The sequence below is a fragment of the Gemmatimonadota bacterium genome (assembly GCA_016713785.1).
Taxonomy (GTDB): Bacteria; Gemmatimonadota; Gemmatimonadetes; order Gemmatimonadales; family GWC2-71-9; genus JADJOM01.
Genome location: JADJOM010000003.1, coordinates 911,602 through 936,536, shown reverse-complemented (window position 1 = coordinate 936,536; position 24,935 = coordinate 911,602). Strand labels below are relative to the sequence as shown.

24 protein-coding genes and 2 tRNA genes are annotated in these 24,935 nt (G+C 71.8%); 23 read left to right on the top strand and 3 right to left on the bottom strand.

Annotation, left to right across the window (positions count from 1 at the left end; translation table 11 throughout):
- The first annotated feature begins 6 nt into the window (after window positions 1-6).
- The 6 genes from secD to IPJ95_12110 all read left to right on the top strand — a co-directional run bounded on the left by secD (window position 7) and on the right by IPJ95_12110 (window position 6,262).
- On the top strand, window positions 7-1,656 hold the full coding sequence (secD, locus tag IPJ95_12135; protein ID MBK7924356.1) for a protein translocase subunit SecD: 1,650 nt from the start codon (window positions 7-9) through the stop codon (window positions 1,654-1,656).
- Complete coding sequence (secF, locus tag IPJ95_12130; protein MBK7924355.1) at window positions 1,656-2,630, top strand: protein translocase subunit SecF; 975 nt, start codon at window positions 1,656-1,658, stop codon at window positions 2,628-2,630. The genes secD and secF overlap by 1 nt, the downstream gene beginning before the upstream one ends.
- A gap of 6 nt (window positions 2,631-2,636) precedes the next feature.
- Window positions 2,637-3,404 (top strand): TatD family hydrolase, encoded by a 768-nt coding sequence (locus IPJ95_12125; GenBank protein MBK7924354.1) that lies wholly within the window; start codon window positions 2,637-2,639, stop codon window positions 3,402-3,404.
- Window positions 3,405-3,529: 125 nt separating this feature from the next.
- On the top strand, window positions 3,530-5,203 hold the full coding sequence (locus IPJ95_12120) for a formate--tetrahydrofolate ligase (protein MBK7924353.1): 1,674 nt from the start codon (window positions 3,530-3,532) through the stop codon (window positions 5,201-5,203).
- Complete coding sequence (locus IPJ95_12115; GenBank protein ID MBK7924352.1) at window positions 5,203-5,583, top strand: RidA family protein; 381 nt, start codon at window positions 5,203-5,205, stop codon at window positions 5,581-5,583. Before IPJ95_12120 ends, IPJ95_12115 begins: the two co-directional genes overlap by 1 nt.
- Before the next feature lie 190 nt (window positions 5,584-5,773).
- Window positions 5,774-6,262: a cytochrome c gene (locus IPJ95_12110; protein MBK7924351.1), complete on the top strand. Its 489-nt coding sequence runs from the start codon at window positions 5,774-5,776 to the stop codon at window positions 6,260-6,262.
- A gap of 87 nt (window positions 6,263-6,349) precedes the next feature.
- Here the strand turns inward: IPJ95_12110 and IPJ95_12105 are convergent, their stop codons facing one another.
- Complete coding sequence (locus IPJ95_12105; protein MBK7924350.1) at window positions 6,350-8,701, bottom strand: HAMP domain-containing protein; 2,352 nt, start codon at window positions 8,699-8,701, stop codon at window positions 6,350-6,352.
- A 184-nt stretch (window positions 8,702-8,885) separates the two neighbouring features.
- On the opposite strand from IPJ95_12105, the gene IPJ95_12100 reads away from it, so the two are divergent.
- The 4 genes from IPJ95_12100 (at window position 8,886) to IPJ95_12085 (ending at window position 12,319) form a co-directional block, all read left to right on the top strand.
- Window positions 8,886-8,983 (top strand) — tRNA-Sec (locus IPJ95_12100).
- Window positions 8,984-9,028: 45 nt separating this feature from the next.
- Window positions 9,029-9,961, top strand: a complete 933-nt coding sequence (locus tag IPJ95_12095; GenBank protein ID MBK7924349.1) for a diacylglycerol kinase family lipid kinase — start codon at window positions 9,029-9,031, stop codon at window positions 9,959-9,961.
- The gene (locus IPJ95_12090; protein MBK7924348.1) at window positions 9,958-10,986 is read left to right on the top strand and encodes a threonine aldolase; all 1,029 of its coding nucleotides are present in this window, start codon (window positions 9,958-9,960) and stop codon (window positions 10,984-10,986) included. Before IPJ95_12095 ends, IPJ95_12090 begins: the two co-directional genes overlap by 4 nt.
- Window positions 10,943-12,319, top strand: a complete 1,377-nt coding sequence (locus IPJ95_12085) for a glutamate racemase (GenBank protein MBK7924347.1) — start codon at window positions 10,943-10,945, stop codon at window positions 12,317-12,319. Before IPJ95_12090 ends, IPJ95_12085 begins: the two co-directional genes overlap by 44 nt.
- A gap of 3 nt (window positions 12,320-12,322) precedes the next feature.
- On the opposite strand, the gene IPJ95_12080 is transcribed toward IPJ95_12085, so the two are convergent.
- On the bottom strand, window positions 12,323-12,976 hold the full coding sequence (locus IPJ95_12080) for a hypothetical protein (protein MBK7924346.1): 654 nt from the start codon (window positions 12,974-12,976) through the stop codon (window positions 12,323-12,325).
- A complete protein-coding gene (locus IPJ95_12075; GenBank protein ID MBK7924345.1) occupies window positions 12,973-13,707 on the bottom strand; it encodes a metallophosphoesterase in 735 nt (244 codons plus the stop codon). Before IPJ95_12075 ends, IPJ95_12080 begins: the two co-directional genes overlap by 4 nt.
- A gap of 122 nt (window positions 13,708-13,829) precedes the next feature.
- On the opposite strand from IPJ95_12075, the gene IPJ95_12070 reads away from it, so the two are divergent.
- The 13 genes from IPJ95_12070 to IPJ95_12010 all read left to right on the top strand — a co-directional run bounded on the left by IPJ95_12070 (window position 13,830) and on the right by IPJ95_12010 (window position 24,921).
- Entirely contained in the window at window positions 13,830-14,261 is a 432-nt protein-coding gene (locus tag IPJ95_12070; protein ID MBK7924344.1) for an acyl-CoA thioesterase, read from the top strand.
- The gene (locus tag IPJ95_12065) at window positions 14,258-16,291 is read left to right on the top strand and encodes a peptidylprolyl isomerase (GenBank protein MBK7924343.1); all 2,034 of its coding nucleotides are present in this window, start codon (window positions 14,258-14,260) and stop codon (window positions 16,289-16,291) included. The genes IPJ95_12070 and IPJ95_12065 overlap by 4 nt, the downstream gene beginning before the upstream one ends.
- Window positions 16,288-19,107, top strand: coding sequence for a PD40 domain-containing protein (locus IPJ95_12060; GenBank protein ID MBK7924342.1), 2,820 nt, complete (start codon window positions 16,288-16,290; stop codon window positions 19,105-19,107). The genes IPJ95_12065 and IPJ95_12060 overlap by 4 nt, the downstream gene beginning before the upstream one ends.
- 137 nt (window positions 19,108-19,244) lie before the next feature.
- Window positions 19,245-19,817: a hypothetical protein gene (locus IPJ95_12055; protein MBK7924341.1), complete on the top strand. Its 573-nt coding sequence runs from the start codon at window positions 19,245-19,247 to the stop codon at window positions 19,815-19,817.
- Window positions 19,818-19,824: 7 nt separating this feature from the next.
- A complete protein-coding gene (locus tag IPJ95_12050; GenBank protein ID MBK7924340.1) occupies window positions 19,825-20,286 on the top strand; it encodes a hypothetical protein in 462 nt (153 codons plus the stop codon).
- Window positions 20,283-20,651, top strand: coding sequence for a hypothetical protein (locus IPJ95_12045; GenBank protein MBK7924339.1), 369 nt, complete (start codon window positions 20,283-20,285; stop codon window positions 20,649-20,651). The genes IPJ95_12050 and IPJ95_12045 overlap by 4 nt, the downstream gene beginning before the upstream one ends.
- Before the next feature lie 38 nt (window positions 20,652-20,689).
- Window positions 20,690-21,946 (top strand): cation:proton antiporter, encoded by a 1,257-nt coding sequence (locus IPJ95_12040; protein ID MBK7924338.1) that lies wholly within the window; start codon window positions 20,690-20,692, stop codon window positions 21,944-21,946.
- Entirely contained in the window at window positions 21,943-22,425 is a 483-nt protein-coding gene (locus IPJ95_12035) for an adenylyltransferase/cytidyltransferase family protein (GenBank protein MBK7924337.1), read from the top strand. Before IPJ95_12040 ends, IPJ95_12035 begins: the two co-directional genes overlap by 4 nt.
- A complete protein-coding gene (gene rph, locus IPJ95_12030) occupies window positions 22,412-23,122 on the top strand; it encodes a ribonuclease PH (GenBank protein MBK7924336.1) in 711 nt (236 codons plus the stop codon). Before IPJ95_12035 ends, rph begins: the two co-directional genes overlap by 14 nt.
- Window positions 23,119-23,742, top strand: coding sequence for a non-canonical purine NTP pyrophosphatase (locus tag IPJ95_12025; GenBank protein ID MBK7924335.1), 624 nt, complete (start codon window positions 23,119-23,121; stop codon window positions 23,740-23,742). Before rph ends, IPJ95_12025 begins: the two co-directional genes overlap by 4 nt.
- A 3-nt stretch (window positions 23,743-23,745) precedes the next feature.
- Window positions 23,746-24,168 carry a cytochrome c gene (locus tag IPJ95_12020; GenBank protein ID MBK7924334.1) on the top strand — a complete coding sequence of 141 codons (423 nt, stop codon included), beginning with the start codon at window positions 23,746-23,748 and terminating at the stop codon, window positions 24,166-24,168.
- Window positions 24,165-24,629: a vitamin K epoxide reductase family protein gene (locus tag IPJ95_12015; GenBank protein ID MBK7924333.1), complete on the top strand. Its 465-nt coding sequence runs from the start codon at window positions 24,165-24,167 to the stop codon at window positions 24,627-24,629. Before IPJ95_12020 ends, IPJ95_12015 begins: the two co-directional genes overlap by 4 nt.
- 218 nt (window positions 24,630-24,847) lie before the next feature.
- Window positions 24,848-24,921: transfer RNA gene (locus IPJ95_12010), tRNA-Pro, on the top strand.
- Window positions 24,922-24,935 lie beyond the last annotated feature (14 nt).

The following is a 24,935-nucleotide window of genomic DNA, read 5'->3' as shown; positions in this document are numbered from 1 at the left end:
ACAGGCATGATCGTCACGAATCTCAGGACCCGGCTCGGCCTCATCGCCGCCATGCTCATCGCCTCGGCCGTCTCGCTGATCCCGCGGGAGGTCACCCAGCGCGAGCGCGGCGCGGATGGCATCATCCGGGATACCGTCGTCAAGCGGGTGCCGCTCAAGCGCGGCCTCGACCTCCAGGGCGGCATGCACCTGGGGCTCGAGCTCGACCAGTCCAAGCGGGTCTCCGCGGACCCGGTCCGGGACATCGACCTCGCCCTCACCGTCCTGCGCAAGCGCATCGACGAGTTCGGCGTGACCGAGCCGCTCATCCAGAAGCAGGGGGAGGACCGGATCGTGGTGGAGCTGGCCGGGATCACCGAGCCCGCCCGCGCCAAGGCGATCGTGCAGAAGAGCGCCTTCCTCGAGTTCCGCATCACCGACCGGTCGCAGGCGCTCGACAAGGCGCTGCCCGCGATGGACCGGGCGCTGCAGCGGCTCGGGGTCCAGGCGGTGGCGGGCGCCGCCGCGCCGGCTACGGCCGTCACCCAGCTGCTGCAGGGGGACAGCGCCCAGCCCGAGGCCGCGGCGGACACCGCGCCGGTCACGGGGGGCGCGCTCTCCACCCTGGTGCTGGCGGGCAGCTCGGCCGGGTACGAGCTCACCCCCGGCGAGTACCTGGTGGAGGAGGGCGCGGTGGCGCGGGCCGACAGCCTGCTCAACCTGCCCGACGTGCGGACGCTGTTCCCGCGACGCTACGAGTTCCGCTGGGCGGCGCAGGCGGTCAGCGTGGGGGCCAAGAGCTTCCGCTCGCTGTACGTGCTGGAGGACCGGCCGATCGTCACCGGCACCAACCTGGTCGACGCCAAGGAAGACATCGACCCCCTCACCAGCGGCCCGATCGTCACCTTCGAGCTCGACCGCAAGGGCGCCCGGGACTTCGGCGAGGGCACCGGCAAGAACGTCGGCAACTACATGGCGATCATCCTCGACGACCGGGTGCAGGGCCGGCCGCCGGTGATCCAGGAGCGGATCGAGCGCCGCGGGCAGATCACCCTCGCGGGCAAGTCCTTCCAGGACGCGCGCGACCTGGCGCTGACCCTGCGGGCCGGCGCGCTGCCGGTGCCGCTCAAGATCGTGGAGGAGTTCCAGGTGGGCGCGAGCCTGGGCGAGGACTCGATCAACTCGGGCCTGCTGGCCGGGCTGGTGGGGACGGCCCTGGTGGTCCTGATCATGCTGGTGGTGTACCGGATGAGCGGCGCGCTGGCCGTGGCGGGGCTGGCCTGCTACATCCTGCTGTCGTTCGGGGCGCTGGCCATGATCGGCGCCACGCTGACGCTGCCGGGCCTGGCCGGCCTGATCCTCTCGATCGGCATCGCGGTCGACGCGAACGTGCTGATCTTCGAGCGCATCCGGGAGGAACTCGCCCTGGGCAAGACCGTCCGGCTGTCGATCGAGGAGGGCTTCAAGCACGCCATGAACGCCATCGTCGACTCGAACGTCACCACGGTGATGACGGCGCTGTTCCTGTTCCAGTTCGGCACCGGCCCGGTGAAGGGCTTCGCGGTGACGCTGACCATCGGCATCATCTGCTCGATGATCACCGCGGTGTTCGTCACCCGTACCTTCTACATGGTCTGGCTTGATCGCAAGCCGGCCATGGCCACCCTGAGCATCTGATGATCCGCTTCTTCGCCAACGCCAACTACGACTTCATCGGCTACCGGAAGATCGCCTACGGCGTGACCGGGGCGCTGTTCGCGCTCACCCTCGTGGCCATGCTCGGGTTCGGGTTCGACTACAGCATCGAGTTCACCGGCGGCACCCTGGTGCAGGTCCAGGCCGAGCCGGGCGCCAACGTCGGCGCCATCCGCGGCGCCCTCGACGCCAGCGGCATCAGCGGCGCCGAGATCCAGACCACCGGCACGCCGGGCGAGTTCCTGATCCGGGCCCGGACCGCCAAGGCGGGGACGGACGCTGACAATACCCAGGCCACCGCCAGCGCCGTGGGGGGCGCGCTCGACCAGGTCCTGGGCAGCGGGACGTACACCATCCGGAAGACCTACGCGGTGGGTCCCAAGGTGGGCGGCGAGCTGCGCAGCAAGGCGCTGCTGGCCATCATGTACAGCTTCCTGGCGGTGCTGGCGTACCTGGCGTACCGCTTCGAGTGGCGGTTCGGGCTCGCGGCCATCGTGGCCACGGCGCATGACATCGTCCTCACCATCGGCTTCATCGCGCTGATGCGGCTCGAGGTGAGCCTGGTGGTGGTGGGCGCCGTGCTCTCGATGGTGGGGTACTCCCTCAACGACACGATCATCATCTTCGACCGGGTCCGCGAAAACCTGCACAAGTACAAGCGGGACCACTTCGCCGACATCCTCAACCGGTCGGTGAACGAGACCCTGCCGCGGAGCATCCTGACCCACGGCACCACCCTGGCCACGCTGACCGCCCTGTCCGTGTTTGGCGGTGACGTGATCCGGCCCTTCGCGCTGGTGATGTTCTTCGGCGTCTTCACCGGCACCTTCTCGTCGATCTACATCGCGGCGCCGGCGCTGATGGCCATCGAGCGCAAGTGGCCGGGCGCCGATGCCCGCGGCGTCAAGCAGGCGGCCCGCGCGGCGGGCGAACCCCGGCAGCCGGTCGGCGCCTAGGGCCGGATGCTGATCGACACCCACTGCCACCTCGGGGCGGAGCCGTTCGCCGCCGACGTGGCGGGGGTGCTCGAGCGGGCGCGGGCGGCGGGGGTGGGGCACGTGGTGGTGATCGGCGAATCGCCGGCTGCCGCCGCCCGGGCCCTCGCGCTGGTGGAGGCCCACCCCGGGCTCTCGGCCACGGCGGGGCTGCACCCCCATGAGGCCGCCAGCTGGACGGCCGAGACCGAGGCCTGGCTGCGGGCGGCGCTGGCCGATCCGCGGGTGGTCGCGGCGGGGGAGATGGGGCTCGACTACCACTACGACCACTCCCCCAGGGCGGTCCAGCAGGCCGTGTTCGAGGCACAACTCGGGCTGGCTGCCGCGGCGGGACGGCCGGCGGTGATCCACGCCCGGGACGCGGACGAGGACATCGCCGCGATTCTCCGGAACCACCCCCAGGCCACGGCGATCCTGCACTCGTTCTCCAGCGGCCCCGGCCTCTTGCGGAGCGCCCTCGCGGATGGGCACTATGTGTCCTTCAGCGGCATGGTCACCTTCCGGAACTGGGGGCGGGACGACCTGCTCACCGCCGTCCCGGCCGACCGGATCCTGGTCGAGACCGATGCCCCGTACCTGGCCCCGGTGCCGCACCGGGGCCAGCGGAACGAGCCGGCGTTCGTCCGGGACACCGCCGCGCGCGTGGCCGCGGTGCGGGGCGTGTCGCTGGACCAGTGCCTCGCGGAGACCGGCGCCAACGCCGCCCGGGTGTTCGGCCCACGCGTGAGCGGCTGACCGCGACGGGGTTCACGTCCCGTTCATCGATTGAGGCCTACGTTCCCTCGGATGACCCTTGGCCCAGAGCCGGGGCGTCCGCGCACCGCGACTCCCACACTTCTCCCAGGGGAAGCCCGCCCGCCATGTCCACCGTCCCGACCGATATCGAGATTGCCCAGGCCGCGAAGCTCCGTCCCATCGCCGAGGTCGCCGCCGAAATCGGCCTGGGCCCCGACGAGATCCTCCCCTACGGCCGCTACAAGGCCAAGATCACGCCCGAGGCCATCGCCCGGCGCTCGCCCAAGGGACGGCTGGTCCTCGTCTCGGGCATCAACCCGACCCCCGCCGGGGAGGGCAAGTCCACGGTGACGGTGGGGCTGGCCCAGGCGCTCCGGAAGCTGGGCAAGAAGGTGGTGGTGGCCATCCGCGAGCCCTCGCTCGGGCCGGTGTTCGGCGTGAAGGGCGGGGCGGCGGGCGGCGGGTACGCGCAGGTGGTCCCGATGGACGAGATCAACCTGCACTTCACCGGAGACTTCCACGCCATCACCTCGGCGCACAACCTGCTCTCCGCCATGCTGGACAATCACATCCATCATGGCAACGCGCTGGGCTTCGATACCCGCCGGATCAGCTGGCCCCGCACCATCGACATGAACGACCGCGCGCTGCGCTCGATCATCACCGGGCTGGGCGGGCTCAACGGGGGGCCGAGCCGCGAGGAGCGGTTCGTGATCGTGCCGGGCAGCGAGATCATGGCGATCCTCTGCCTGGCCACCGACCTCCCCGACCTGGAGCAGCGGCTGGCCCGGATCATCGTGGGGATCACCCGGGACAAGAAGCCGATCCGCGCCGGCGACCTCAAGGCGAGCGGCGCCATGACGCTGCTGCTCAAGGACGCCATGCTGCCGAACCTGGTGCAGACCCTGGAGGGCGGCCCGGCGCTGGTGCACGGCGGGCCCTTCGGCAACATCGCCCACGGCTGCAACTCGATCGTGGCCACCAAGCTCGGGCTCGCGCTGGGCGACATCGTCCTCACGGAGGCCGGCTTCGGCGCCGACCTGGGGGCGGAGAAGTTCTTCGACATCAAGTGCCGCTTCGGCGGGCTCAAGCCGGAGGCGGCGGTGGTGGTGGCCACGGTGCGCGCCCTCAAGATGCACGGCGGCGTCAAGAAGGATGCCCTGGGCACCCCCGACGTGGCGGCGCTGCAGCGGGGGCTGGTGAACCTCGAGGCGCACGTGAAGAACGTGCAGAAATTCGGGGTGCCGGTGATCGTGGCGCTGAACCGGTTCCTCTCCGATTCCGTGGAGGAGCAGGACGCCGTGATCGCGGCGGCCCGGACCTGGGGGGCCCGCGCCGCGCTGTCGGACGTGTGGGCCCGCGGTGGCGCCGGCGGCGAGGCGGTCGGCAACGAGGTGCTGGCGGCCCTGGCGGAGGGGAAGGCGGACTTCAAGCCGATCTACGACAGCGCGCTGCCGATCAAGCAGAAGATCGAGACCATCGCCACCCAGATTTACGGCGCCGACGGCGTGACCTTCTCCCCCACCGCCGAGAAGTCGATCACGCAGTGCGAGGACATGGGGCTCGGCAACACCCCGGTGTGCATCGCCAAGACGCAGTACTCCTTCAGCGACGACCCCACCAAGCTGGGCCGGCCGAAGGGCTTCAAGATCAACATCCGGGACGTCTATCCCTCCGCCGGCGCCGGCTTCGTGGTGGCGCTCGCCGGCGAGATCATGACCATGCCGGGGCTTTCCAAGACGCCGTCGGCGGAAGCCATCCGGGTCCACCCCGACGGCCGCATCGAGGGACTGTTCTAATGCCGATCCAGTGCGTCTCGACCGAGCAGGCCCCCAGGGCCATCGGGCCCTACAGCCAGGCCACCATCGTCAACGGCCTGGTGTTCACGGCGGGCCAGATCGCCTTCAATCCCGCCACCATGGAGATCGTGGGCGGGGGGATCAAGGAGCAGACGGAACGGGTGCTGGCCAACCTCCAGGCGGTGCTGGCGGCCGCCGGCTCGGACCTGCAGAAGGTGGTCAAGACCACCGTGTTCCTGGTGGACATGCAGGACTTCCCGGCCATGAACGAGGTGTACGCCCAGGCGTTCGGGGAGCACAAGCCGGCGCGTTCCACGGTGGCCGTGGCGGGCCTCCCCCGGGGGGTGCGGGTCGAGATCGACGTGGTGGCCACGCTGTAGCGGCGGCCGCACCCACGCCGGGGACGGGCCACGCGAGGACCGCGTGGCCCGTCGCGCACCCGGCCGCGGCAGGCCACCCTGCAGCGGCCTTCATATTCGCCTCACACCTGCCGATTACCATTGCATCGGGAGGGCACGGCCGGGGGCCGCCGCCCGGTCCCGGTCCACCCACTGCAAGGAGCCTCGGCCCGTGTCCAGTATCCGTCTGCACTCCCTGGCGTTGCTCTCCGCCCTCGGCGCCGCCGGCGCAGGAGCCGGCGCGGTCGGCGACCCGCGTCCGGACCAGCCGGGGGCGCCGCGCGCCCCGGTCGCGACCGACTCCGCCGACTACCAGATCTGCAGCGCGTGCCACCAGCCCAACGGGCAGGGCATTCCCAAGACCTTCCCACCCCTGGCGGGCTCCACGATCGTCAATGGGCCGGGCGGCCCGCATATCGCGATCGTCCTCAAGGGGCTGGTGGGGCCCACCACGGTGAAGGGGCAGGTGTACAACGGCGCCATGGCGCCCTGGGAGAGCCTGACCGACGCTCAGATCGCCGGCGCGATCAACTACGAACGGACCCACTGGGGCAACACCGGGGCCAAGGTGACCGTGGCCGACGTGGCCCGGGTCCGCCAGCTGGTGAAGGCCCGGAAGACGCCCTTCACGATGGACGACCTCAAGAAGCTCAAGCTCTAAGGCCCGGCCGGCGAACGGCCGGGGCCTGGAGGCAACCGAGGGCAGGCCTCCCGCAGGGGAAGCCTGCCCTCGCCGCGTGAGTCGGGGTCAGACGGCGGCGGTGGAGCGCCGAGCCGGGGTCCGCCGGGCGGTCTGCTCGCCGATCCGGAACTGGGCCACCAGCGCCTGAAGCTCCGTTGCCGCCGCCGCGAGGTCCCGCCCGGCTCCCTGGCTCTGGGCGGCGCCTTCGGTGGTGTCCTGGGCCGCCTGGGCCACCCCCTGGATGTTATGGGCGATCTCCTGGGCCCCGCGCGCGGCCTCGCTGACATTCCGGCTCATCTCGTTGGTCGTGGCCGTCTGTTCCTCGACCGCGCCGGCGATCGTCGTCTGGATGTTGTGGATCCGGCCGATGACCTCGCCGATCTCCCGGATGGCGCGCACCGCCTCGCTGGTGTCTGCCTGGATGGCCTCGATCTTGAGCCCGATCTCCTCGGTGGCACGGGCGGTCTCCCGGGCCAGGTCCTTGACCTCGTTCGCGACCACCGCGAACCCCTTGCCGGCGGCGCCGGCCCGGGCGGCCTCGATGGTCGCGTTCAGGGCAAGCAGGTTGGTCTGCTCCGCGATCGAGGTGATCACCTTGATCACCTGCCCGATCTCCGCGCTCGAGGTGCCGAGCTTGCCGACGGTCCCGTTGGTCCGGTCGGCGATGCGGACCGCCTGGCTGGCCACCTGCGCCGCCTCAGCGGCGCTCTTGGCGATCTCGCGGATCGAGGCCGACATCTCCTCGGTCCCGGCCGCGACGGTCTGCACATTGCGCGACACCTCCTCCGCCGCGCTGGAGACGACGGTGGCCTGCGCCGAGGTCTCGGTGGCGGTGACGCCGAGGCGGCACCCGACCGCGTTGACTTGCTCCGACGACGTCGCCACCGATGCCGCCGTCCGGGCGATGTTGGCGACGCTTCCCCGCAGGTTCTCGAAGAAGCGGGCCAGGCCCTCGCCCAGCCGGCCCACGGTGTCCTCGCCGCGCACCGCGACCTCCCGGGTCAGGTCCCCGGCCCCGGCCGCATCCACCACCGCGAGGATCGCGTCCACCTTGGCGCGCAGGTCCGCCGTCCGGGCATGCTCTTCCGCGGCCCGAGCCTGCTGCTCCGCCTCGCGCTCGGCGGCCTCACGCTGCCGGCGCTCGCCCGCCTCGGCCTCGGCCTGCCGGCGCAGCTCCGCATTCCGCAGCTCCTGCACCTGGGCCTCACGCACCGCCCGTTCCGCCGCCAGCTTCTCGGTGACCACCTCCCAGGTGACCATCGCGCCGATGGCGCTCCCGTCGCCGTCCCGGATCACGCACGCCACGGAATCGATCACCTCCGGCCCGAGCGCGAACCGGGTGGCGTGGGGCGGGGCAGCCGGATCGTCGAAGAGCGCCCGGTGCCCCGGGTCGTGATGCACCTCCTCCAGCGACCGGCCCACCAGCTGGTCTGGCGCCACGGGCAGGTGCGCGGCCATGCGCCGGAAGGTGGCCAGGGCGGCCGGGTTGAGGTACTGCAGCACCAGGTCGCGGTCGGCGTACATGGTCGGCGTCGGCGCGTTCTCGACCAGCTGGCGGATCCGGGTGATCTCCGCGCGCTGCGCGCCGACGGCGGTCCACTCCACGTGGTCGGCGCCGAGGGCCTCCCGCATCCCCTGGAGCGCCCGTTCGAGGGCCTCGCCCATCCGGCGGGCCTCGGTGACCGAGGTCGTGGCGGCCCGGCGGCTGAGATCCCCCGCGGCCACGGCCTCGAGTACTTCCACCGTGCCGGAGAGCGGTCGCAGCATCCCGTGCACCAGCGCCCGGCTCACGCCCAGCAGGATCATGGCCGCCAGCGCCGCGCTGGCCAGGACGATGGCCGAGTGCTGCCGCACCTCGGCGGCCGCCTCGAGCTCCCGTGCCGCGCTCCGGGCCCGGGCGGCGGCCAGCACCTGGTCCACCACGGCGCGGTGCCAGTCGTAGATCGGGGTCAGCTGCTGGTCGAGCACGGCGGCGGCGCGGGCCCGGTCGCCCCGTCGCACCGCGGGCAGGAAGTCGCGGTCGAACGCGTCGAAGAACCGGAGGGCGGGTTCGTAGGTGTCGGTGATCAGGGCGCGCTTGAGGCTGTCATCCGGCAGGGACGCGGCCCAGTACTGGTGCCTGGTCTCGAATTCGGCGTGGAGGGCTGCCGCCTTGTTCGCCAGCACATCCACCTCGGCCTCGCTGGACTTCCGCGCGATTTCGTGCGCTACCAGGTAGCTCTCGATGATGTAGAGCGGCGGCGGCGTGATGTCCGCAACCAGGTCCTTGCTCTGCGCGATCTCCCCGTACAGGGGACCGCCGACGGCCAGGTGAGCCAGCGTCACGCGGGACAGCGCCGCGAGGCCGCCGAGGGCCAGGAGTGACACGCCACCCACCACCGCCATGCGGCCGCGGACCGACCGCAGGCTCTCGAACATCGTGGAATGCACCATTGGTATTCTCTCGCCGTCGACAGGATCCCTCTGGCCGAGTCTCGGCAGGAACGGCTGCTGCCTGAAATCCGACCAGACGGGCCGGAAAGGCCGGGACGGCACGCATGCGCATGGGCCGGCGGCCCGGGGTCGCGAAATCCGCGGGCCGGAGCGAACTTGCCGAGAGCATGGGGGTGGATCGGGCCTGGTGGCCTGGCCGGTCTTCAAAACCGCGACGGAGGTGCCTCTGGCGGCTCCGGTGGGTTCGATTCCCACACGCTCCCGCCACTGACCGGCGCCCGGGGCACCCACAGCGGGTGCCCCGCGGCGCATATGGCGGTCGCCCCCGAAACCGGCGACATTCCCGGCATCGTGAAGACCATTCTTGTGGTGAATCCCGCCGCCGGGCGCGGTCGGGCGGGTCGGCGTGCGCCGGAAGCCCGCCGGGCCCTGGAAGCCACCTTCGGCAGCCTGATCCAGATCGAGACAACCGCACCCGGCACCGCCGTGCAGCAAGTCCGCGAGGCGGTGGAGGCGGGGGCGGAGCGGGTCGTGGTCCTCGGCGGTGACGGGACGCTGCATGAGGCGGCGAATGGCTTGCTGCGCGCAGCGGTGGCGGAGCGGCCACCCATCGCGATCCTGCCCGCCGGCACAGGGAACGACTATGCCAAGATGGCCCGGACCCTCGGGCTGCCACTGTCGGAGGCGGTGCGGCGGTTGGGGCGCGGTGCCATCCGGCGGTTCGATGTCGGGGTGGCGTGGGAGGAGTACTTCCTCAACTCCGTGGGGATCGGGTTCGATGCCGAGGTGGCCCGCGTGGTGAGTCGCTGGAAGCGCTTCACCGGGCTCCCGGCCTACCTGGCCGCTGTGCTGCAGGTGCTGTCCCGGTTCGAGACCCTCGACCTGACGGTGGAGACCGATGGCGGCAGCTTCCGTGACCGGCTGCTCTTGCTGGAGATCGCGATCGGGCCCTGCGTCGGGGGCGGGTTCCGCCTGACCCCGGATGCGCAGCCGGATGATGGCTGGCTCGACCTCTGCGCCATCCGGCAGAAGTCCATGGGGGCCATCCTGGCCCGGTTGCCCCTGGTCATGATGGGGAAGCATACCGGCCTCAAGGATGTCCGGATGCTCCGCGCCACCCATGTCTCCGTGACCGGGCATTCCGGCCCCCTGCACGCGCAGTTCGACGGTGAGCTGCGCGAGGTCTCCGGCTCGATGAACGTCCGCCTGGAGGCCGGGGCCCTGCCCGTGCTGATCGCCGCATGAACCCCCGCGCCTTTGCCAGTGACAACAACGCCGGGGTGCACCCGGAGGTGCTGGCCGCCCTCACCGCCGCGAATGGTGGCCACGTCCGCAGCTACGGCCACGACGCGCTGACCGAGCGCGCCCGCGAGTTGTTCCGCACCCACTTCGGCCCCCGCGCGGACGCCTGGCTCGTCTTCAACGGCACCGCGGCCAACGTGCTGGGGCTCGGGGCGGTGATGCGGCCGCATCACGCGGTGATCTGCTCCGACGGGGCCCACATCCAGGTGGATGAATGCGGGGCGCCGGAACGGTTCACCGGCAGCAAGCTGCTCCCGGTGCGCTGCCCCGACGGCAAGCTGCGGCCGACCGACCTCCCTCCACTGCTGCACGGCCTCGGCGATGAGCACCGCGTGCAGCCGCGGGTGCTCTCCCTGACCCAGGCCACCGAACTGGGCACGGTGTACTCCGTGGCCGAGTTGCGGGCCCTGGTGGCTGCGGCGCACGGGCATGGCCTGCTGGTCCACGTCGATGGGGCGCGGCTCGCCAATGCGGCGGTGGCGCTCGGGCTGTCGCTCGGGGCCTGCACCACCGAGCTCGGGGTGGATCTCCTGTCGTTCGGCGGCGCCAAGAACGGCCTGCTCGGTGCCGAGGCCGTGGTGTTCCTGCAGGGGGCCGGGGGCGGGGAGATGGCCTACCTGCGCAAGCAGGGGATGCAGCTGGCCAGCAAGATGCGCTTCCTGGCCGCGCAGTTCGTCGCGCTGCTGGAGGGCGATCTCTGGCATCGCAACGCCGCGCACGCCAACGCCATGGCCCGGCGCCTGGCCGAGCGGGTGCGCGACGTGCCCGGCGTCAGCATCACCCAGCCGGTCGAGGCCAACGGGGTGTTCGCGCGGGTGCCGCCCGTTCATATTCCGGCCCTGCAGGAGCGTGCCTATTTCTACGTCTGGAACCCTGAGCAGGCCGAGGTCCGCTGGATGACCGCCTGGGACACCACCGAAGCCGATGTGGACCGGTTCGCCGCCGCGGTGCGGGAGATCGTGCGATGACCCGCGCGCCCGGGTTCGCCGCGGTCATCCTGACGCTGCTGGCCTGTCAGGCCGCCCACCTCGCGGCACAGGCGGACAGCGTACCGCCGGCGCCCGCGCCTGCCGCCGCGGAAAGCGTGCTCGTGGCCGCGGTCACGCCGCGGGGGGACACCCTCTATGCCCGTGCCCCGGTCTCCCCGATGGGCGCGCTCTGGCGCTCGATCCTGCTGCCGGGGTGGGGGCAGGCCAAGCTCAACCGGAAGCTGACCGGCGCGCTCTTCGTGGCCTGGGAGGGCGTCACGCTCGGCATGGCGATCAAGAGCAACCACGAACTCGGGTACCTGCGGCGCACCAACTCCGGCAGCGTGAAGGCCAAGGAAAAGGAGCGGCAGGACTGGCTGGTGCTGCTCGCCTTCAACCACCTGTTCTCCGCCATCGAAGCCTACGTCGGCGCGCACCTCTGGGACTTCCCGCCCGACCTGGACGTCCGCGCCGCGCCGCTCCCCGGCGGCGGCACGGGGATCGGGGTCTCCATCCCCGTCCACTTCCCGTGAGCGGCGGCGCCCCCATCGGGATCTTCGACTCGGGCATCGGCGGCCTCACGGTGGCGCGGGCCATCTACGAGCGCCTGCCCGGTGAGTCCACCATCTACTTCGGCGACACCGCGCGCGTCCCCTACGGCCCCAAGAGCCCGGAAACGGTCCGTCGCTACAGCCTGGAGATCCTGCACTGGCTGGTCGGGCAAGGGGTGAAGCTGGTGGTCATCGCCTGCAACACCAGCACGGCCCACGCCCTGGCGGCGCTGCGGGAGCAGTCACCGGTGCCGGTCATCGGCGTGATCGAGCCGGGGGCGCGCGCCGCGGTGGGTGCCACGGGCGGTGGGCCGATCGGGGTGATCGGCACGGCGGGGACCATCGCCAGCAATGCCTACGCCCGGGCAATCCACGCCCTGCGGCCCGAGCTCCGGGTGGAGCAGGCGGCCTGCCCGCTGTTCGTACCGCTGGTGGAGGAGGGGTGGTTCGAGCATCCCGCGGCCGAGCTGATTGCGCGGGAGTACCTCCGGCCGCTGGCCGACGCCCACGTGGACGTGCTGGTGCTGGGTTGCACCCACTATCCGCTGCTCAAGCCGCTGCTGGGCCGGGTGATGGGGCCGGGGGTCCGGCTGATCGACAGCGCGGAGGAGACGGCGCGCTCGGTGGCCGAGACGCTCGCCAGCCGCGGTTTGGTGGCGCCGACTGGCGCCCCGGTCTATCACCGGTTCGCGGTGAGCGATGATGAACCCCGGTTCCGTCAGGTGGGCAGCCGCTTCATCGGTGCGCGGCTGGCCTCCGCCGAAGTCGTCCCGCTCGGCTGAGCCTCAGCTGGGGGCGGTGAACGCCTCGCGCGCCGCCTCGAGGACGGTCTGCCCCTCCTCGTCCACGGTTGGCGCGATCGCGGCGCAGCAGGCCTCCCACTCCGCCCGGCTCCGCCCCATCGCCTCGTAGTATCGCCGGGTCAGCCCCAGGACATCGTCGAAGGCCGGCACTCCGCGGATGGCCCAATAGCTGGGATCGGTGATGCGGTAGTGCGTGAAGAACCCCATCAACTGCCGCTCCACCAGGTCGAGGCCGCGGGGATCGGGATGCCCGGCCGTCAGCAGCGCCTCGGCGAGGATCAGCTTCTTCTGGAAGAAGGTGGAGCTCTCGGGGGCGTCCTGGTGCTGGTACGAGAGATCGAAGCACCGCTGCCACGCGGCGTGCGCCGCCTCGATGTCGCCGACCTGCACCTGCGCCATGGCCACATTGAACCAGTCCTCGGGTCCCTCGCTGCCGTCGGCGGCGGCCTGGAACATCCCGAGTGCCTCGGCATGCCGTCCCTCGAAGTACCACGCCAGCCCCGCCAGGCTGCGGGCCTTGCGCTGCCATGGCTCCCCGAGCCCTGGGAGCGCGGTCATGAGCCGGTCCACCGCCTCCCGGCGCTGGCCATCGCGAATGAGCTGGGTGGCCTGGGCCAGGATTGCGGGTTCGGTCATGCGGGCCTGAACTGGTGCAGGGTGGCGGTTCCGTCGGCCACCACGGCGTACCGATAGCCGTCAAACCAGGCGCCGGGATTCACGTAGAGCCCGCCCCGGGGCGTGGTTTGGCTGGCGGGCCGATGGGTGTGGCCCATCACTACGAGACCGAGCTCCGGATCCGCCTCAAGCTGCCCCACGGCCCACGCCGCCTGGCGCGCCACGCCCCCCTGGATCTCGGTCTCGGTGCGCTCCCGGTCGCCCAGGTAACCGCTCAGGCGATCGACCAGCCACATCCCGAGGTCGGGGTGGATTGTCCGATAGAGGGCCACGGTCATGTCGTGCCGCAGCACGCGGTGCAGCACCCGGGCCGACCAGTGCGTGTCCGTGATGCCATCCCCGTGGACCGCGAGGGCCGGCCGGCCATCGAGCGTGAATCGCGTCTCGCGCGGCGCGAAGCGGATGCCGAGTTCGCGTTCCCAGAAGGTGCCGGCGTAGCGGTCGTGGTTGCCGCCCAGCATGAGGACCGGCATGCGGCGGGCCAGCTGGGCCAGGGCGGCGAGCGCGGTGATCCCGTGGCGGGGCACGACGCGGTCGTAGGCGAACCAGAACTCGAAGAGGTCGCCCGTGACGAGCAGGCCATCGCCCAGCGATGGCACGGCGTCGAGGAAGGCCACGAGGGCGGTGGTGGTGTCGGGGGATTCGCGCCCGATGTGCGCGTCCCCGACGAGGACGAGGCGGTGGGAGAACACGCGGCAAAGGTAGGGCCGGCCCAAGGGGCAGGGAAGGGCACGCGCGGCCCTTCCGGGGCTCCCGCCAGCGGCTTACCCTTGGCCGGTCACCCCTCGGACCCTCCACCCCGGCCCGCGCCCCTGTGCACCAGCCCACCATCGAATCCGTCACCACCGTCCGGGTCAACTACTCCGAGACCGACCAGATGGGCGTCGTCTATCACGCCCGCTATGTGGTCTGGCTCGACATCGCCCGGACCGAACACCTCCGGCAGGCCGGCTACAGTTACCGCGAGCTCGAAGAACAGGGGATCCGCCTGGTCGTCACCGATCTGCAGGTTCGCTACCGCAACGCGGCCCGCTTCGACGACGTGGTCCGGATCCGCTGCCGGCTGCGTGCCGTCGCGTCCCGGCGCGTGGTGTTCGGCTATGCCGTCGAGCTGGCGGAGGGCGGGACGCCGCTCGTGGACGCCGAGACCACGCTGATCTGCCTCGATGCGCGGCGTCGCCCGGCGCGCCTTCCGGACCCGCTGCTCGCGGCGCTGCGGCGGTCCCTGCCCCCGGAGCCCGCATGAGCCGTCCGACCTGGCTGGCCCTGGCCGTCGCTGGCCTTGCGCTGGCGCCACCGGCCCTGCGGGCCCAGGACGCCGGCACGGTCGAGACCCTGGCCAGGGTGATGGCGGCTGAGGATGCCCGGCGGTTCGAGGACCGGCTCCTGCTCCGGGCGCTGTCCGACCCCGACAACTCCGTGCGCGCCATCGCCGCGGTCTCGGCGGGCCGGATCGGCGATCCCCGGGCCATCGCGCTGCTCGCGCCAGCGCTGTCCGATCCCGACAGCCTGGTGCAGGTCGCGGCGGCATTTGCCCTGGGGCTGCTCCGCGACACCACTGCGGGCCCGGCCCTGGTGCGGCGCGCGCAGGACGGCACCCATGTCTCCACGCCACTGGCCCTCGAGATGATCACCGCCGCGGCCAGGATCGGTGGACGCGACGGGGCGGGGCTCGTCCGTGGGGTGCTCGAGCGCACCCTGTGGGGCGACCGCTCCGACGCCGACCCGCTGGCCTGGCGCGCCGCGCTGGAGAGCTGGCGCCTCGGCGCCGCGGCGCCGGTGGATGCCCTGATGCCGATGCTGCAGGATCCCAAGGAGGACGCCCGGTACGGGGCCGCCTATTCGCTGGGCCGGCTCCGCGTGCCGGCGGCCGCGCCCCGCCTCATCGAGCGCCTCGGTGACCGCGCCTCCGCGCAGGTGCGCGCCAACGCCGCCCGCGCCCTGACCCGGGCCTACGTGGACTCGGCCCGGATGGCGCGCGAGCCGGTGATCGACCTGCTGGTACGGACCACCCGTGACGAGGACCCTGGGGTCCGGATCCAGGCGTTGCGCTCCCTCGGCACCTTCCAGGCCCACGCGGCGACCGAGAAGGTGCTGCCGGCCCTCAACGACCCCGTGGCCAACGTGCAGATCCAGGCAGCCGAGACGTTCGGGCTCCTGGGCGGCACCGCCGCCATTGCGGAACTCGCGCGTCACGCCGGGGCCACGCGCGGGACCTGGGCGCTGCGACGGGAGAGCCTGCTGAGCCTGGCCCGGCTCGACTCGACCCGCTTCGATTCCCTGGCGGCGCGGTGGGCGGCGAGCGCCGACTGGCGGGACCGTGCCGCGGCCGCCCGAGGCGCGGCGAGGATCAACCCCGCCCGGCTCGCGCCCTTCCTCGACGACCGCGACCCCAGGGTGGCCGTCGCGGCCCTCGGCGCCTGGATCGAGACGGTCGATGCGGCGGAGGCCGCGCTGCTTGCGGCCTGCCGCCGGATGCTCCGCAGCCGTGATGCGGCCCTCCGGAGTCTCGCCGCCGATGGCCTGGCCCGCGCCGCCGATCCCGGCGACCGCGCCGCGCTGGTCGTGGCCTACCGCGCCGCCGCCCGGGACTCCTTCCCCGACGCCGCGATCGCGGCCCTTGGCGCGCTGCGCGCCACCCTGGACCGGATGCCGGAAGGCGCCGACCTCGCCGAGCGGGCCCTGATTCCCGAGCTGGGCGGTGCGCCCGACTACCAGGTGCGGCGCTGGGCCGAGGAGCACTGGCCCGCCGCGGCCGAGAGCTTCGGCCCGGCCTTCCCCTTCGAGACCGGGCGCACGCTGCAGGACTACCGCGAAGCGGCCCGCCTGTTCCTGGTGGGGCAGGGGCCGGAGCGTTACCCCACCGTCCGAGTGGAGCTGGAGCAGGGGGGCATCCTCGAGCTCGAGCTCTTCGGGCCGGAGGCACCGCTCACCGTACTGCAGTTCCTCCAGCTGGTGGACCGTCGCTACTTCGACGGCCAACGGTTCCACCGCGTGGTTCCCGGCTTCGTGGTCCAGGCGGGTGACCCGCGCGGCGACGGCTGGGGCGGGCCCGGCACCACCATCCGGGATGAGATCAATCGCCGCCGCTACGTGGGATACATGGTCGGGATGGCGCTCTCGGGCCCGGACACCGGGGGGAGCCAGTGGTTCATCACCCTCGGCCCGCAGCCCCACCTGGACGGGACCTACACGATCTTCGGCCGGGTGCGGGACGGCATGCCCGCACTCCTCCGCCTGACCGAAGGCGACCAGATCCGGAGCATCCGCCGGTGAGCTGGCGCCGGCTCCTGCTGCTGGCCCTGCTCGGCCTGGGCGCCCGGCCGGCGGCCGCGCAATTCTTCCTGGCGGGCGAGAACAAGATCCAGTACCGCCGGCTCGACTGGCAGGTTCTCGCGGGCGCCCGGATCGACGTGTACTACTACCCGGACGAGGCGGAGCTCGCCCACGTGGCGCTGGCCGATGCCGAGCGGAACTACGACGAGCTCGCCGTCAAGTTCGGGCACACGGTCACCGCCCGGGTGCCGCTGATCGTGTACGCCTCCCATACCGATTTCGAGCAGACCAACGTCCTCCCGTTCACCCCACCGGAAGGCCTCCTCGGCGTCACCGACTTCCTCAAGCGGCGGGTCACCCTGCCGTTCCGCGGGAACCTGGCCGAGTTCCGGCATACGCTGCGCCACGAGATGGTGCACGTCTTCCAGATCAGCCTCCTGTACGACCGGTACGTGCGCTCCCCGCGCAGCGCCACGATGGCCATCCCGCTCTGGTTCACGGAGGGCCTGGCCGAGCTGTGGTCCGGCGGGGAGGACGCGCGGGACGAGATGATCATGCGGGACATCGTCCTCGGCGGCCGGCTGCCGCGGCTGCAGGACCTCGGCTCCGTCACCGGCGGGATCGTCTACCCGCTGGGCGGGCGGATCCACCGGTGGCTGGCCGACACGTACGGGGACTGGCGGATCGCGTCGCTGTACCGGGAGCTGTGGCACTACGAGACGTTCGAGGAGGCGGTGGCGGGGACGTACGGCCGCACCCTGGCCCAGCTCAACGAGGAGTGGCAGGTGGCCATGCGGAGGGCGTACTACCCGGCAGTGGGCGGCCGGCTGTCGCTCCCGGCCGCCGGCCAGCTGCTGGCCTCGGCCGCGATCAAACCGGCGTTCTCGCCCAACGACTCCACCGACGGCGACCTGGTCTACGCCTCGGCCGGCAACGGCTTCGTGACCCTGGTGCAGCGCCCGGTCGATGGCGGGTCGGCCACCTCCCTGGTCACCTCGGGGCGGAGCCCCGCCTACGAGAACCTCCACGCCTTCGATTCGCGGGTGGACGCCTCGCGACCGGGCCTCCTGCTCTTCTCATCCCGCTTCCAGGAGCGGGACGCCCTCATGATCTTCGACCGGGCGGAACGGAAGCTGGTGGGCCGCTACCAGTTTCCCGCGCTGGTGTCGATCCTGTCGCCCGCGTGGACCCCGGACGGCACCGGCGTCGTCTTCAGCGGGTTGTCCAACGCCGGCGTGTCCGACCTCTACCGGCTTTCACTGCCGGACGGCACGCTGGAACAGCTCACGAACGATCGCTACCAGGACATCGATCCCCGCGTCAGCCCGGACGGGCGGCGGGTGGTCTTCGCCTCCGATCGCACCGCCCTGGGCCTGGACGATGCCGTCAATCTCTTCCTCCTCGATCTCGAGACCCGCGCCATCCGGCAGGTAACATCCGGCGCCTGGGTCGACGAGACCCCGACCTGGCTCTCCGACGACCGGATCGTGTTCAGCTCCGGGCGCGATGGGGTGCTCAACGTGTTCTCGGTCGACACGCTCGGCGCGGGACGGCGGGAGACCTCGGTGTGGACCGGGGCCTTCGACGCCGCGCCGGTGGGCGGGCGCGACGCCTTCCTCGTGTCCGGCTTCAATGATCTCGGGCTCGGGGTCTACCTCCTGCCGGCCGACTCCGGGGCCCGGGCGGAGACCTTCAGCCTGGATCCGCCGGCTCCGCATTCCGCCTGGAGCTGGCCCGTGGGGAGCGAGGGGCGACTGGCCCGCGCCAGCAGCCAGCCCTATCGCCGGAAGTACACCCTCGACTTCGCCGCCGGGGAGTTCGTCTACGCGCCCAAGATCGGGACGGGGCAAGGCGCCACGTTCCTGATCAGCGACCTCCTCAGCGACAACCTCTTCTACGTCAACATCAGCACCTACCAGGGCCGGGAGTTCCGCAACCTCTTCGACAACACGAGCCTGCTCGGCCTCTACCTCAACCAGACCCGCCGACTCAATTGGGGCGTGGGGGCCTTCCGCTTCAAGGGCAGCCAGTACGTGGGTGATTTCAGCGCCGCCTACACCGAGAATGCGGCGGGCGCCTTCGGCCTGCTGCGCTACCCGCTCTCGCGCTATGCCCGGATCGAGGCGCAGGGGGTCCTGCAGCACTCCAACCGGGTGGACTTCACCCTGCCGGTGGACCAGCCGCGCCGCAAGGGCTGGATCGCGTCGCAGTACCTCACGTTCGTCCACAGTAACGCGCTGTGGACCTCGACCGGCCCGATCGACGGGCATCTGGTGGCCCTGACGGGAGGCGTGGCCAGCGACTTCAGCAATGCGCGCTTCGACGGGTACACCACGGTGCTCGACGCCCGCCAGTACCTCCGGCTGGGGCGGCGGGCGGCCTTGGCGGTGCGGGGCTTCGGCTTCTACAGCGGCGGGGATCGGCCGGAGCGGGTCAACATTGGCGGCACGCTCGGGCTGCGCGGCTACCCGAACTACGGCTACATTATCGGGGCCAAGGCGTGGATGGTGAACAGCGAGCTCCGGTTTCCGCTCCTCGACTTCTTCACCCTCGGCACGCCGGCCGGCCCGGCCCGGTTCCCCGAGATCCAGGGGGCGTTCTTCGGCGATGTGGGCCGCACCTGGTTCTTCCGCGAAGAGCATCGGGCGGTGCTCGGCAGCTACGGCGTGAGCTTCCGGTGGCCGATCATCCCCGGGCTGGTGCTGCGGCTGGACTGGGGGCGGCGCTGGAGTGACCGCGGTTTCCAGGGCTACGGCCTGGGGCCGGAACAGAAGCGGCGCAGCTTCGTGCAGTTCTTCTTCGGGTATAACTACTGATGCCACAATGGTTTCGGCTTGACCGCCCCGGTGGGGGGGTCTATCTTGCCCTCGTCCTTGCCGGCTGCACTGGTGCGCCGCCTTCGGTGGCCCCGAAGGGACTCGTGCCGGTCGGGCCAGCGCAGGTGGACGGGTGGGTGGCACGCACCACGCCGCGTCAGGCGGTGATGCACCGCTTCACCTGGCTGTACCAGGATGAACAGGCCAGCAAGGGTGGCCGGGGCAGCGTCCGGATCGTCCCGCCGGACTCGCTCCGGTTCGATTTCGCGGGCTCGCTCGGGATCGGGAAGGGATCGGCCGCGGTGGTCGGCGATTCCGCGATCTGGGTGGTGCCGGACCGGTCGGTGGACGAACTGGTGCCCGGGATCTCGCTGCTCTGGGCGGTCCTCGGGGTGGCGCAGCGCCCGGCACCGGGCGTGACGCTGCTGGGCCTCGAGGACCGCGGTACCACGGCCTGGCAGTACGTGGCGGGACCGGACACCACGACCTACGTCCTGACTGCCACCGACGGCTCGACCCTCGTGGCGGAGGTCCGCCAGAGCGGCAAGGTGATCGGGCGGGCCTCCGTGACGCTCACGGCAGAAGGCCGCCTGGTGAAGGCACGGCTGACGGTGCCCAGTGTGCCGTCCAAACTGGAGATCACGTTCTACGCGACGGTTCCTGCAGCGCAGTTCCCGCCTGAGATCTGGGCTCGTCCTGTCGAGCCTTAGCGGCCTCGTGCTCACGGGCTGCCTCTACGGCTTCAAGGGCGGGGGCTTCCCGCCCGAGATCAAGACCGTCGCCATCCTCCCGTTCGACAACCTCACCGCCGAGCCGACCCTGACGCAGGAAGTCGTGGATTCGGTCCGGGCCGCGGTGCAGGGGCGGCTGGGCCTGCGTCAGGCCGGCGAGGCCTCGGCAGACGCGGTGGTGCGCGGCAGCATCACCCGGTATGAGCCCGACGTGGCGGTCGCCTTCACCGGCGGCAGCAACAGCACCGTGAACGTGAACAAGCGGCTGGTGCAGCTCAGCGTCTCGGTCGAGATCATCGACAAGGACGGCAAGATCCTCTGGCAGCGGAACGGCATGTCGATCGACGGGGAGTACGAGCCCGGCTCCGAGACGGAAGCGCGGGCCCGGGGGCGCGCCCTCAGCAAGCTGGTGACCAACATCGTAGACGGAGCCCAGTCCCAATGGTGACCGCTAGGCCTTCCTCGCGCCGCGGCGCGAGCACGTCGGGCTGCCTGGTGTCCCTGGTGATCCTGGTCGCCGGGGTCTACTACGGGATCCACTTCGGCCAGCCCTGGATCCGCTACTACCAGCTGCTCGACGAAATGCGGGTGTCGGCGCGGCTGGCCCCCACGCTCAGCGATGGGGTGATCCGCCGCCGGCTCGAGGCCAAGGTCGATGAGCTCGGCCTGCCGCCGGACGCGCGCAAGTTCACCATCACCCGCAGCGGCAAGCCGCGGAAGATCACGATCTCCACCCAGTACAGCGAGACGGTCGTGGTCCCGATCTTCACGCACACCTTCCTGTACGTACCCACCGCCGAGGAGCCGCTCTGATGTCGCGGCGCCGGGCCGGCCGCCCCGGGCCGCTCTGGATGCTTGCCCTCCTCCTGATCGTGCCGACACCCCTCTGGGCCGCGGGGTCGGACGGCGAACTGCCCCATCTGCTCCTGACCGTGGCCGCGATGCTGGTGGCCGGGAAGCTGCTCGGCGAAGGCGCCGAGCGGCTGGGGCTGCCCTCGGTGCTGGGCGAACTGGTGGCGGGTGTGCTGCTCGGGGCCAGCGTCCTCGGGGTCGTCCCGGCGCCGGGGGAATCGAGCGCGGAGATGCTCCGGGTCCTGGCCGAGCTGGGGGTGATCCTCCTCCTGTTCGAGGTGGGCCTCGAAACCGACCTCCGGGAAATGTCCAAGGTCGGTGGCGCGGCGCTCGCGGTGGCCTGCGTCGGGGTCGTGGTGCCCTTCGCGCTCGGCTACTTCTACTGGGCCTGGCTCCCGCACCCGGTCACCAGTGACGGTGGGGACCTCCGGACCGTCGCGATCTTCGTCGGGGCCACGCTCACGGCCACCTCGGTGGGCATCACCGCGCGGGTGCTGGGCGACCTGGGCCGGATGGACACCCCGGAAGCGCGGATCATCCTCGGCGCCGCGGTGATCGATGACATCATCGGCCTGGTGATCCTGAGCGTGGTGTCCGGGATCGCCGCCGGGGGGACCGTCTCGGTGGCCGGAGTCGGCACCACCTTCGCCGTGGCCATCGGGTTCCTGGTGGCCGCCGTGATGCTCGGTAACTTGGTGATTCCCCGAGTGGCCGACCGCCTCCTCCGCATGCGGGTCCGCGGGATGGTCGTCGCGGTCTCGATCGCCTTCGCGCTGGCCCTCGCCGCCCTCGCCGCGCAGGTGGGCTCGGCGCTGATCATCGGGGCGTTCGCCGCGGGCCTCATCCTCCGTGGCACCCGCCACCACCAGACGGTGGAGCACCAGGTGCAGCCGGTCGCCGCGCTCCTCGCCCCCATCTTCTTCGTGAACGTCGGGGCCGCCGCCGACCTCCGGCTGCTCGATCCCACCCGGCCCGGTGCGGGCGGGATCCTGCTGGTCGCCGGGGCACTCACGCTGATCGCCATCGGGGGCAAGCTGGTGGCCGGCTGGGGCGCCCCCTGGGCCCGGTTCGACCGCCTGACGGTGGGCACCGGGATGGTGCCCCGCGGCGAGGTGGGTCTGATCTTCGCGGACGTCGGCCGGAAGGCCGGGCTGCTCAGCGACACCACCTTCAGCATCGTGCTGCTCATGGTCATGGCCACCACGTTCATCGCGCCGGTGGCGCTGAAGCTCATCTTCGCGCGGGTGCGCCGCTGACCGTGGACACCAGCACCAAGATCCGGGACCGGCGCGCCGCCGCCGCCTGGCGCGAAGGCCAGCCGGGCATCGTGGCCTTCACCAACGGGGTCTTTGACCTGCTGCACCCCGGGCACGTGGCCCTGCTCGAGGCCGCCCGCGCCGAGGGCGATGCGCTGGTGGTCGGCGTGAACAGCGACCACTCGGTGCGCCTGCTCGGCAAGGGCCCGGAGCGGCCGATCGTGCCGGCCCTGGCCCGCGCCCGGGTGCTGGCCGCCATCGCGGCGGTGGACTGCGTCGTGGTATTCGACGAGGCCACGCCGCTGGAGCTGATCCGGGTGCTCGAGCCGGACGTCCTGGTGAAGGGCGGAGACTACACCCTGGCCAATACCGTGGGCGCCGACATCGTCTCGGCGCGCGGTGGTCGGGTGAAGCATGTGACCCTGCAGGATGGCTTTTCCACCACCGCGATCGTGGAGCGTCTTCGTGGCTCGACCTGATGGCCGCCAGTCCGACCAGTTGCGCCCGCTGGTGCTGGAGCGCCGGGTGAATCCCTACGCGGAAGGCTCCTGCCTCATCCGCATGGGGGGCACCCTGGTGCACTGCACCGCCACGGTGGAACAGGGGGCCCCGGGCTGGAAGAAGGGGAGCGGGGAGGGGTGGGTCACGGCCGAGTACGCCATGCTGCCGCGCGCCACCGCCGAACGGACCGACCGCGAGCGGCGCGGCCCGGGCGGCCGCACCCAGGAGATCCAGCGCCTGATCGGGCGCTCGCTCCGGGCCGCCATGAAGACCATGGCCTTCGGCGAGTGGACCATCAAGGTGGACTGCGACGTGCTCCAGGCCGATGGCGGCACCCGGACCGCGAGCATCACCGGCGGGTGCGTGGCGCTCGCCGATGCCTGCGCCTGGCTCGCGCAGCGCGCCGGGATCGAGAACCCCTTCGGGGAACCCGTCGCCGCCATTTCGGTGGGCATCGTCGAGGGCGAGCCGCGGCTGGACCTGGCCTACCTCGAGGATCGTGATGCCGGCGTCGACGCCAACATCGTGATGGTGCGGCCCGACCGGTTCGTGGAGGTGCAGGGGACCGGCGAGCACGGCACCTTTGCCCGCGCGGAACTCGACCGGCTCCTCGAGCTTGCGCAGGGCGGCATCACCCAGCTCTTCACCGCGCAGGCGCAGGCGCTGGCCGGGTGAAGCTGCTGGTCGCCACCCGGAGCGCCGGCAAGCAGCGCGAGGTGCGCCGCCTCCTCGAGGCCGCCGGCCACGAGGTGGTGTTCCCCGACGACGTCGGCGTCCCGGAGCGGCCCATCGAGGACACTCTCGAGGTGGCCGACAGCTTCGAGACCAACGCGCGACACAAGGCCGAGTACTTCCTGAAGCTGACCGGCCTCCCCACCGTGGCCGACGACTCGGGCCTCGAGGTGTTCTCCCTCGGCGGACTGCCGGGGGTACGGTCCAAGCGCTGGGCGGGCGCCGCCGGCAGCCCGCGCGAGGTCGATGCGGCCAACAACGCGGAGCTGCTGCGCCGGCTGCGCGGCGCGGCCGAGAGCCGGCGTCGGGCGCGCTACCGGTGCGTGCTGGTGCTCCTGCGACGCCCCGGGGCCGTGCCGGAGGTCTTCGACGGGACCTGTGGCGGCGTAATCCTGGAAGAACCGCGGGGCAGCGGCGGCTTTGGGTACGACCCGCTCTTCCTGAGCGACGAGCTGGGCCGGACGTTCGGTGAGGCCGACGAGGCCGAGAAGGACCGGGTGAGCCACCGGGGACGGGCCCTGGAGCGGCTGCTCGCGGTGCTGGGAACCACGGGGGATGGCTGACGCATGGCGCACTTCGCAGCACGATCGACGATCCTCGGCGCGGTGCTCGCTGCCGCCGCCTGTGGCGGGGGCGACGGGGGAGACCCGCGCATGGCCGCCTTCCACCCCGGGAAGCCGCCCGCCCACCTGGAACGCGGCTCGGTGCTCTACGCCAGTTACTGTGCCTCGTGCCACGGGGTCCTGGGAAAGGGGCAGGGGCTGGGGCCCGCGCTGCTCGATACCCTCTTCCTCCCGGAGACCACCCCGGATGCCGCGATGATCGCCGCCCTGCGGGCCGGCGCCCCGCAACGCCGCTACCACTACGGCGCCATGCCGGCGGCCACCCGGGTCGACACGCTGGAGATGCCGCAGGTGGTGGCCTACGTGCGCTGGCTCCAGCAGGCCTACCACGGCGCCCGGGGTGGCGCCTCCACGGGGGCCCCATGAGCGCGCCCAGCGAGGGCGCCCTCCGCGCCCGGATGGCCATCGCCCTCTTGAGCCTGGTCGCCGGGAGCTCCGCCGTCTACCTGCACCTGTACAAGCTGGGGCTGGCGGGCTCGCTGCAATGCACCACGGGCGGCTGTGACCGCGCCATGTTCAGCCAGTGGGGCTGGTTCCTCGGCGTGGACGTCGCGCGGATCGGCATCATCGGCTACACGCTCCTCCTCTGCACCTCGCTCGCGAGCCTGCAGCCGCGGTGGCAGGGGGGGCTCGGCGTGACCCGGGTGCTCCTCGTCCTGGCTTCGCTGGGATTCGCGTTCACGCTGCGGCTCAAGTACGGCGAGTTCGTCGTGCTGGGGACCTTCTGCCCCTGGTGCGCCATCTCGGCGGTGAGCATCACGGTGATCCTGGTCCTGTCGGTGATCATCTTCCGCGAGGCCCGGGCGCGCCTGCACGCCGGCGGCTGAGCCGACCGCAGGGCCGCTGCACACGACGAACGGGAGCCCGGCGGCTCCCGTTCGAGCGTTGACGTGGCGGACGCCGTCGCCCACCCGGAATGGGCGGCGCCGCGTCCACAGGGATGCCATCCTCGCCTGCGCCGGCCGGGACTCGCATTCGGCTCCGGATCGTGACACCTTTCTGCCGCTCCGCATGCGGGAGGGGGCGGCAGCAGCCGAGTGAATCGCGGGGCGTAGCTTAGCCCGGTAGAGCGCCTGCTTTGGGAGCAGGAGGTCGCGGGTTCGAATCCCGCCGCCCCGATTCGTCACCGCCTC

Coding starts and splice junctions, on each gene's coding strand:
- secD (MBK7924356.1), top strand. CDS start 7: ATGATCGTCACGAATCTCAGGACCCGGCTCGGCCTCATCGCCGCCATG.
- secF (MBK7924355.1), top strand. CDS start 1,656: ATGATCCGCTTCTTCGCCAACGCCAACTACGACTTCATCGGCTACCGG.
- IPJ95_12125 (MBK7924354.1), top strand. CDS start 2,637: ATGCTGATCGACACCCACTGCCACCTCGGGGCGGAGCCGTTCGCCGCC.
- IPJ95_12120 (MBK7924353.1), top strand. CDS start 3,530: ATGTCCACCGTCCCGACCGATATCGAGATTGCCCAGGCCGCGAAGCTC.
- IPJ95_12115 (MBK7924352.1), top strand. CDS start 5,203: ATGCCGATCCAGTGCGTCTCGACCGAGCAGGCCCCCAGGGCCATCGGG.
- IPJ95_12105 (MBK7924350.1), bottom strand. CDS start 8,701: ATGTTCGAGAGCCTGCGGTCGGTCCGCGGCCGCATGGCGGTGGTGGGT.
- IPJ95_12095 (MBK7924349.1), top strand. CDS start 9,029: ATGGCGGTCGCCCCCGAAACCGGCGACATTCCCGGCATCGTGAAGACC.
- IPJ95_12090 (MBK7924348.1), top strand. CDS start 9,958: ATGAACCCCCGCGCCTTTGCCAGTGACAACAACGCCGGGGTGCACCCG.
- IPJ95_12085 (MBK7924347.1), top strand. CDS start 10,943: ATGTGGACCGGTTCGCCGCCGCGGTGCGGGAGATCGTGCGATGACCCG.
- IPJ95_12080 (MBK7924346.1), bottom strand. CDS start 12,976: ATGACCGAACCCGCAATCCTGGCCCAGGCCACCCAGCTCATTCGCGAT.
- IPJ95_12065 (MBK7924343.1), top strand. CDS start 14,258: ATGAGCCGTCCGACCTGGCTGGCCCTGGCCGTCGCTGGCCTTGCGCTG.
- IPJ95_12040 (MBK7924338.1), top strand. CDS start 20,690: ATGCTTGCCCTCCTCCTGATCGTGCCGACACCCCTCTGGGCCGCGGGG.
- IPJ95_12020 (MBK7924334.1), top strand. CDS start 23,746: ATGGCGCACTTCGCAGCACGATCGACGATCCTCGGCGCGGTGCTCGCT.
- IPJ95_12015 (MBK7924333.1), top strand. CDS start 24,165: ATGAGCGCGCCCAGCGAGGGCGCCCTCCGCGCCCGGATGGCCATCGCC.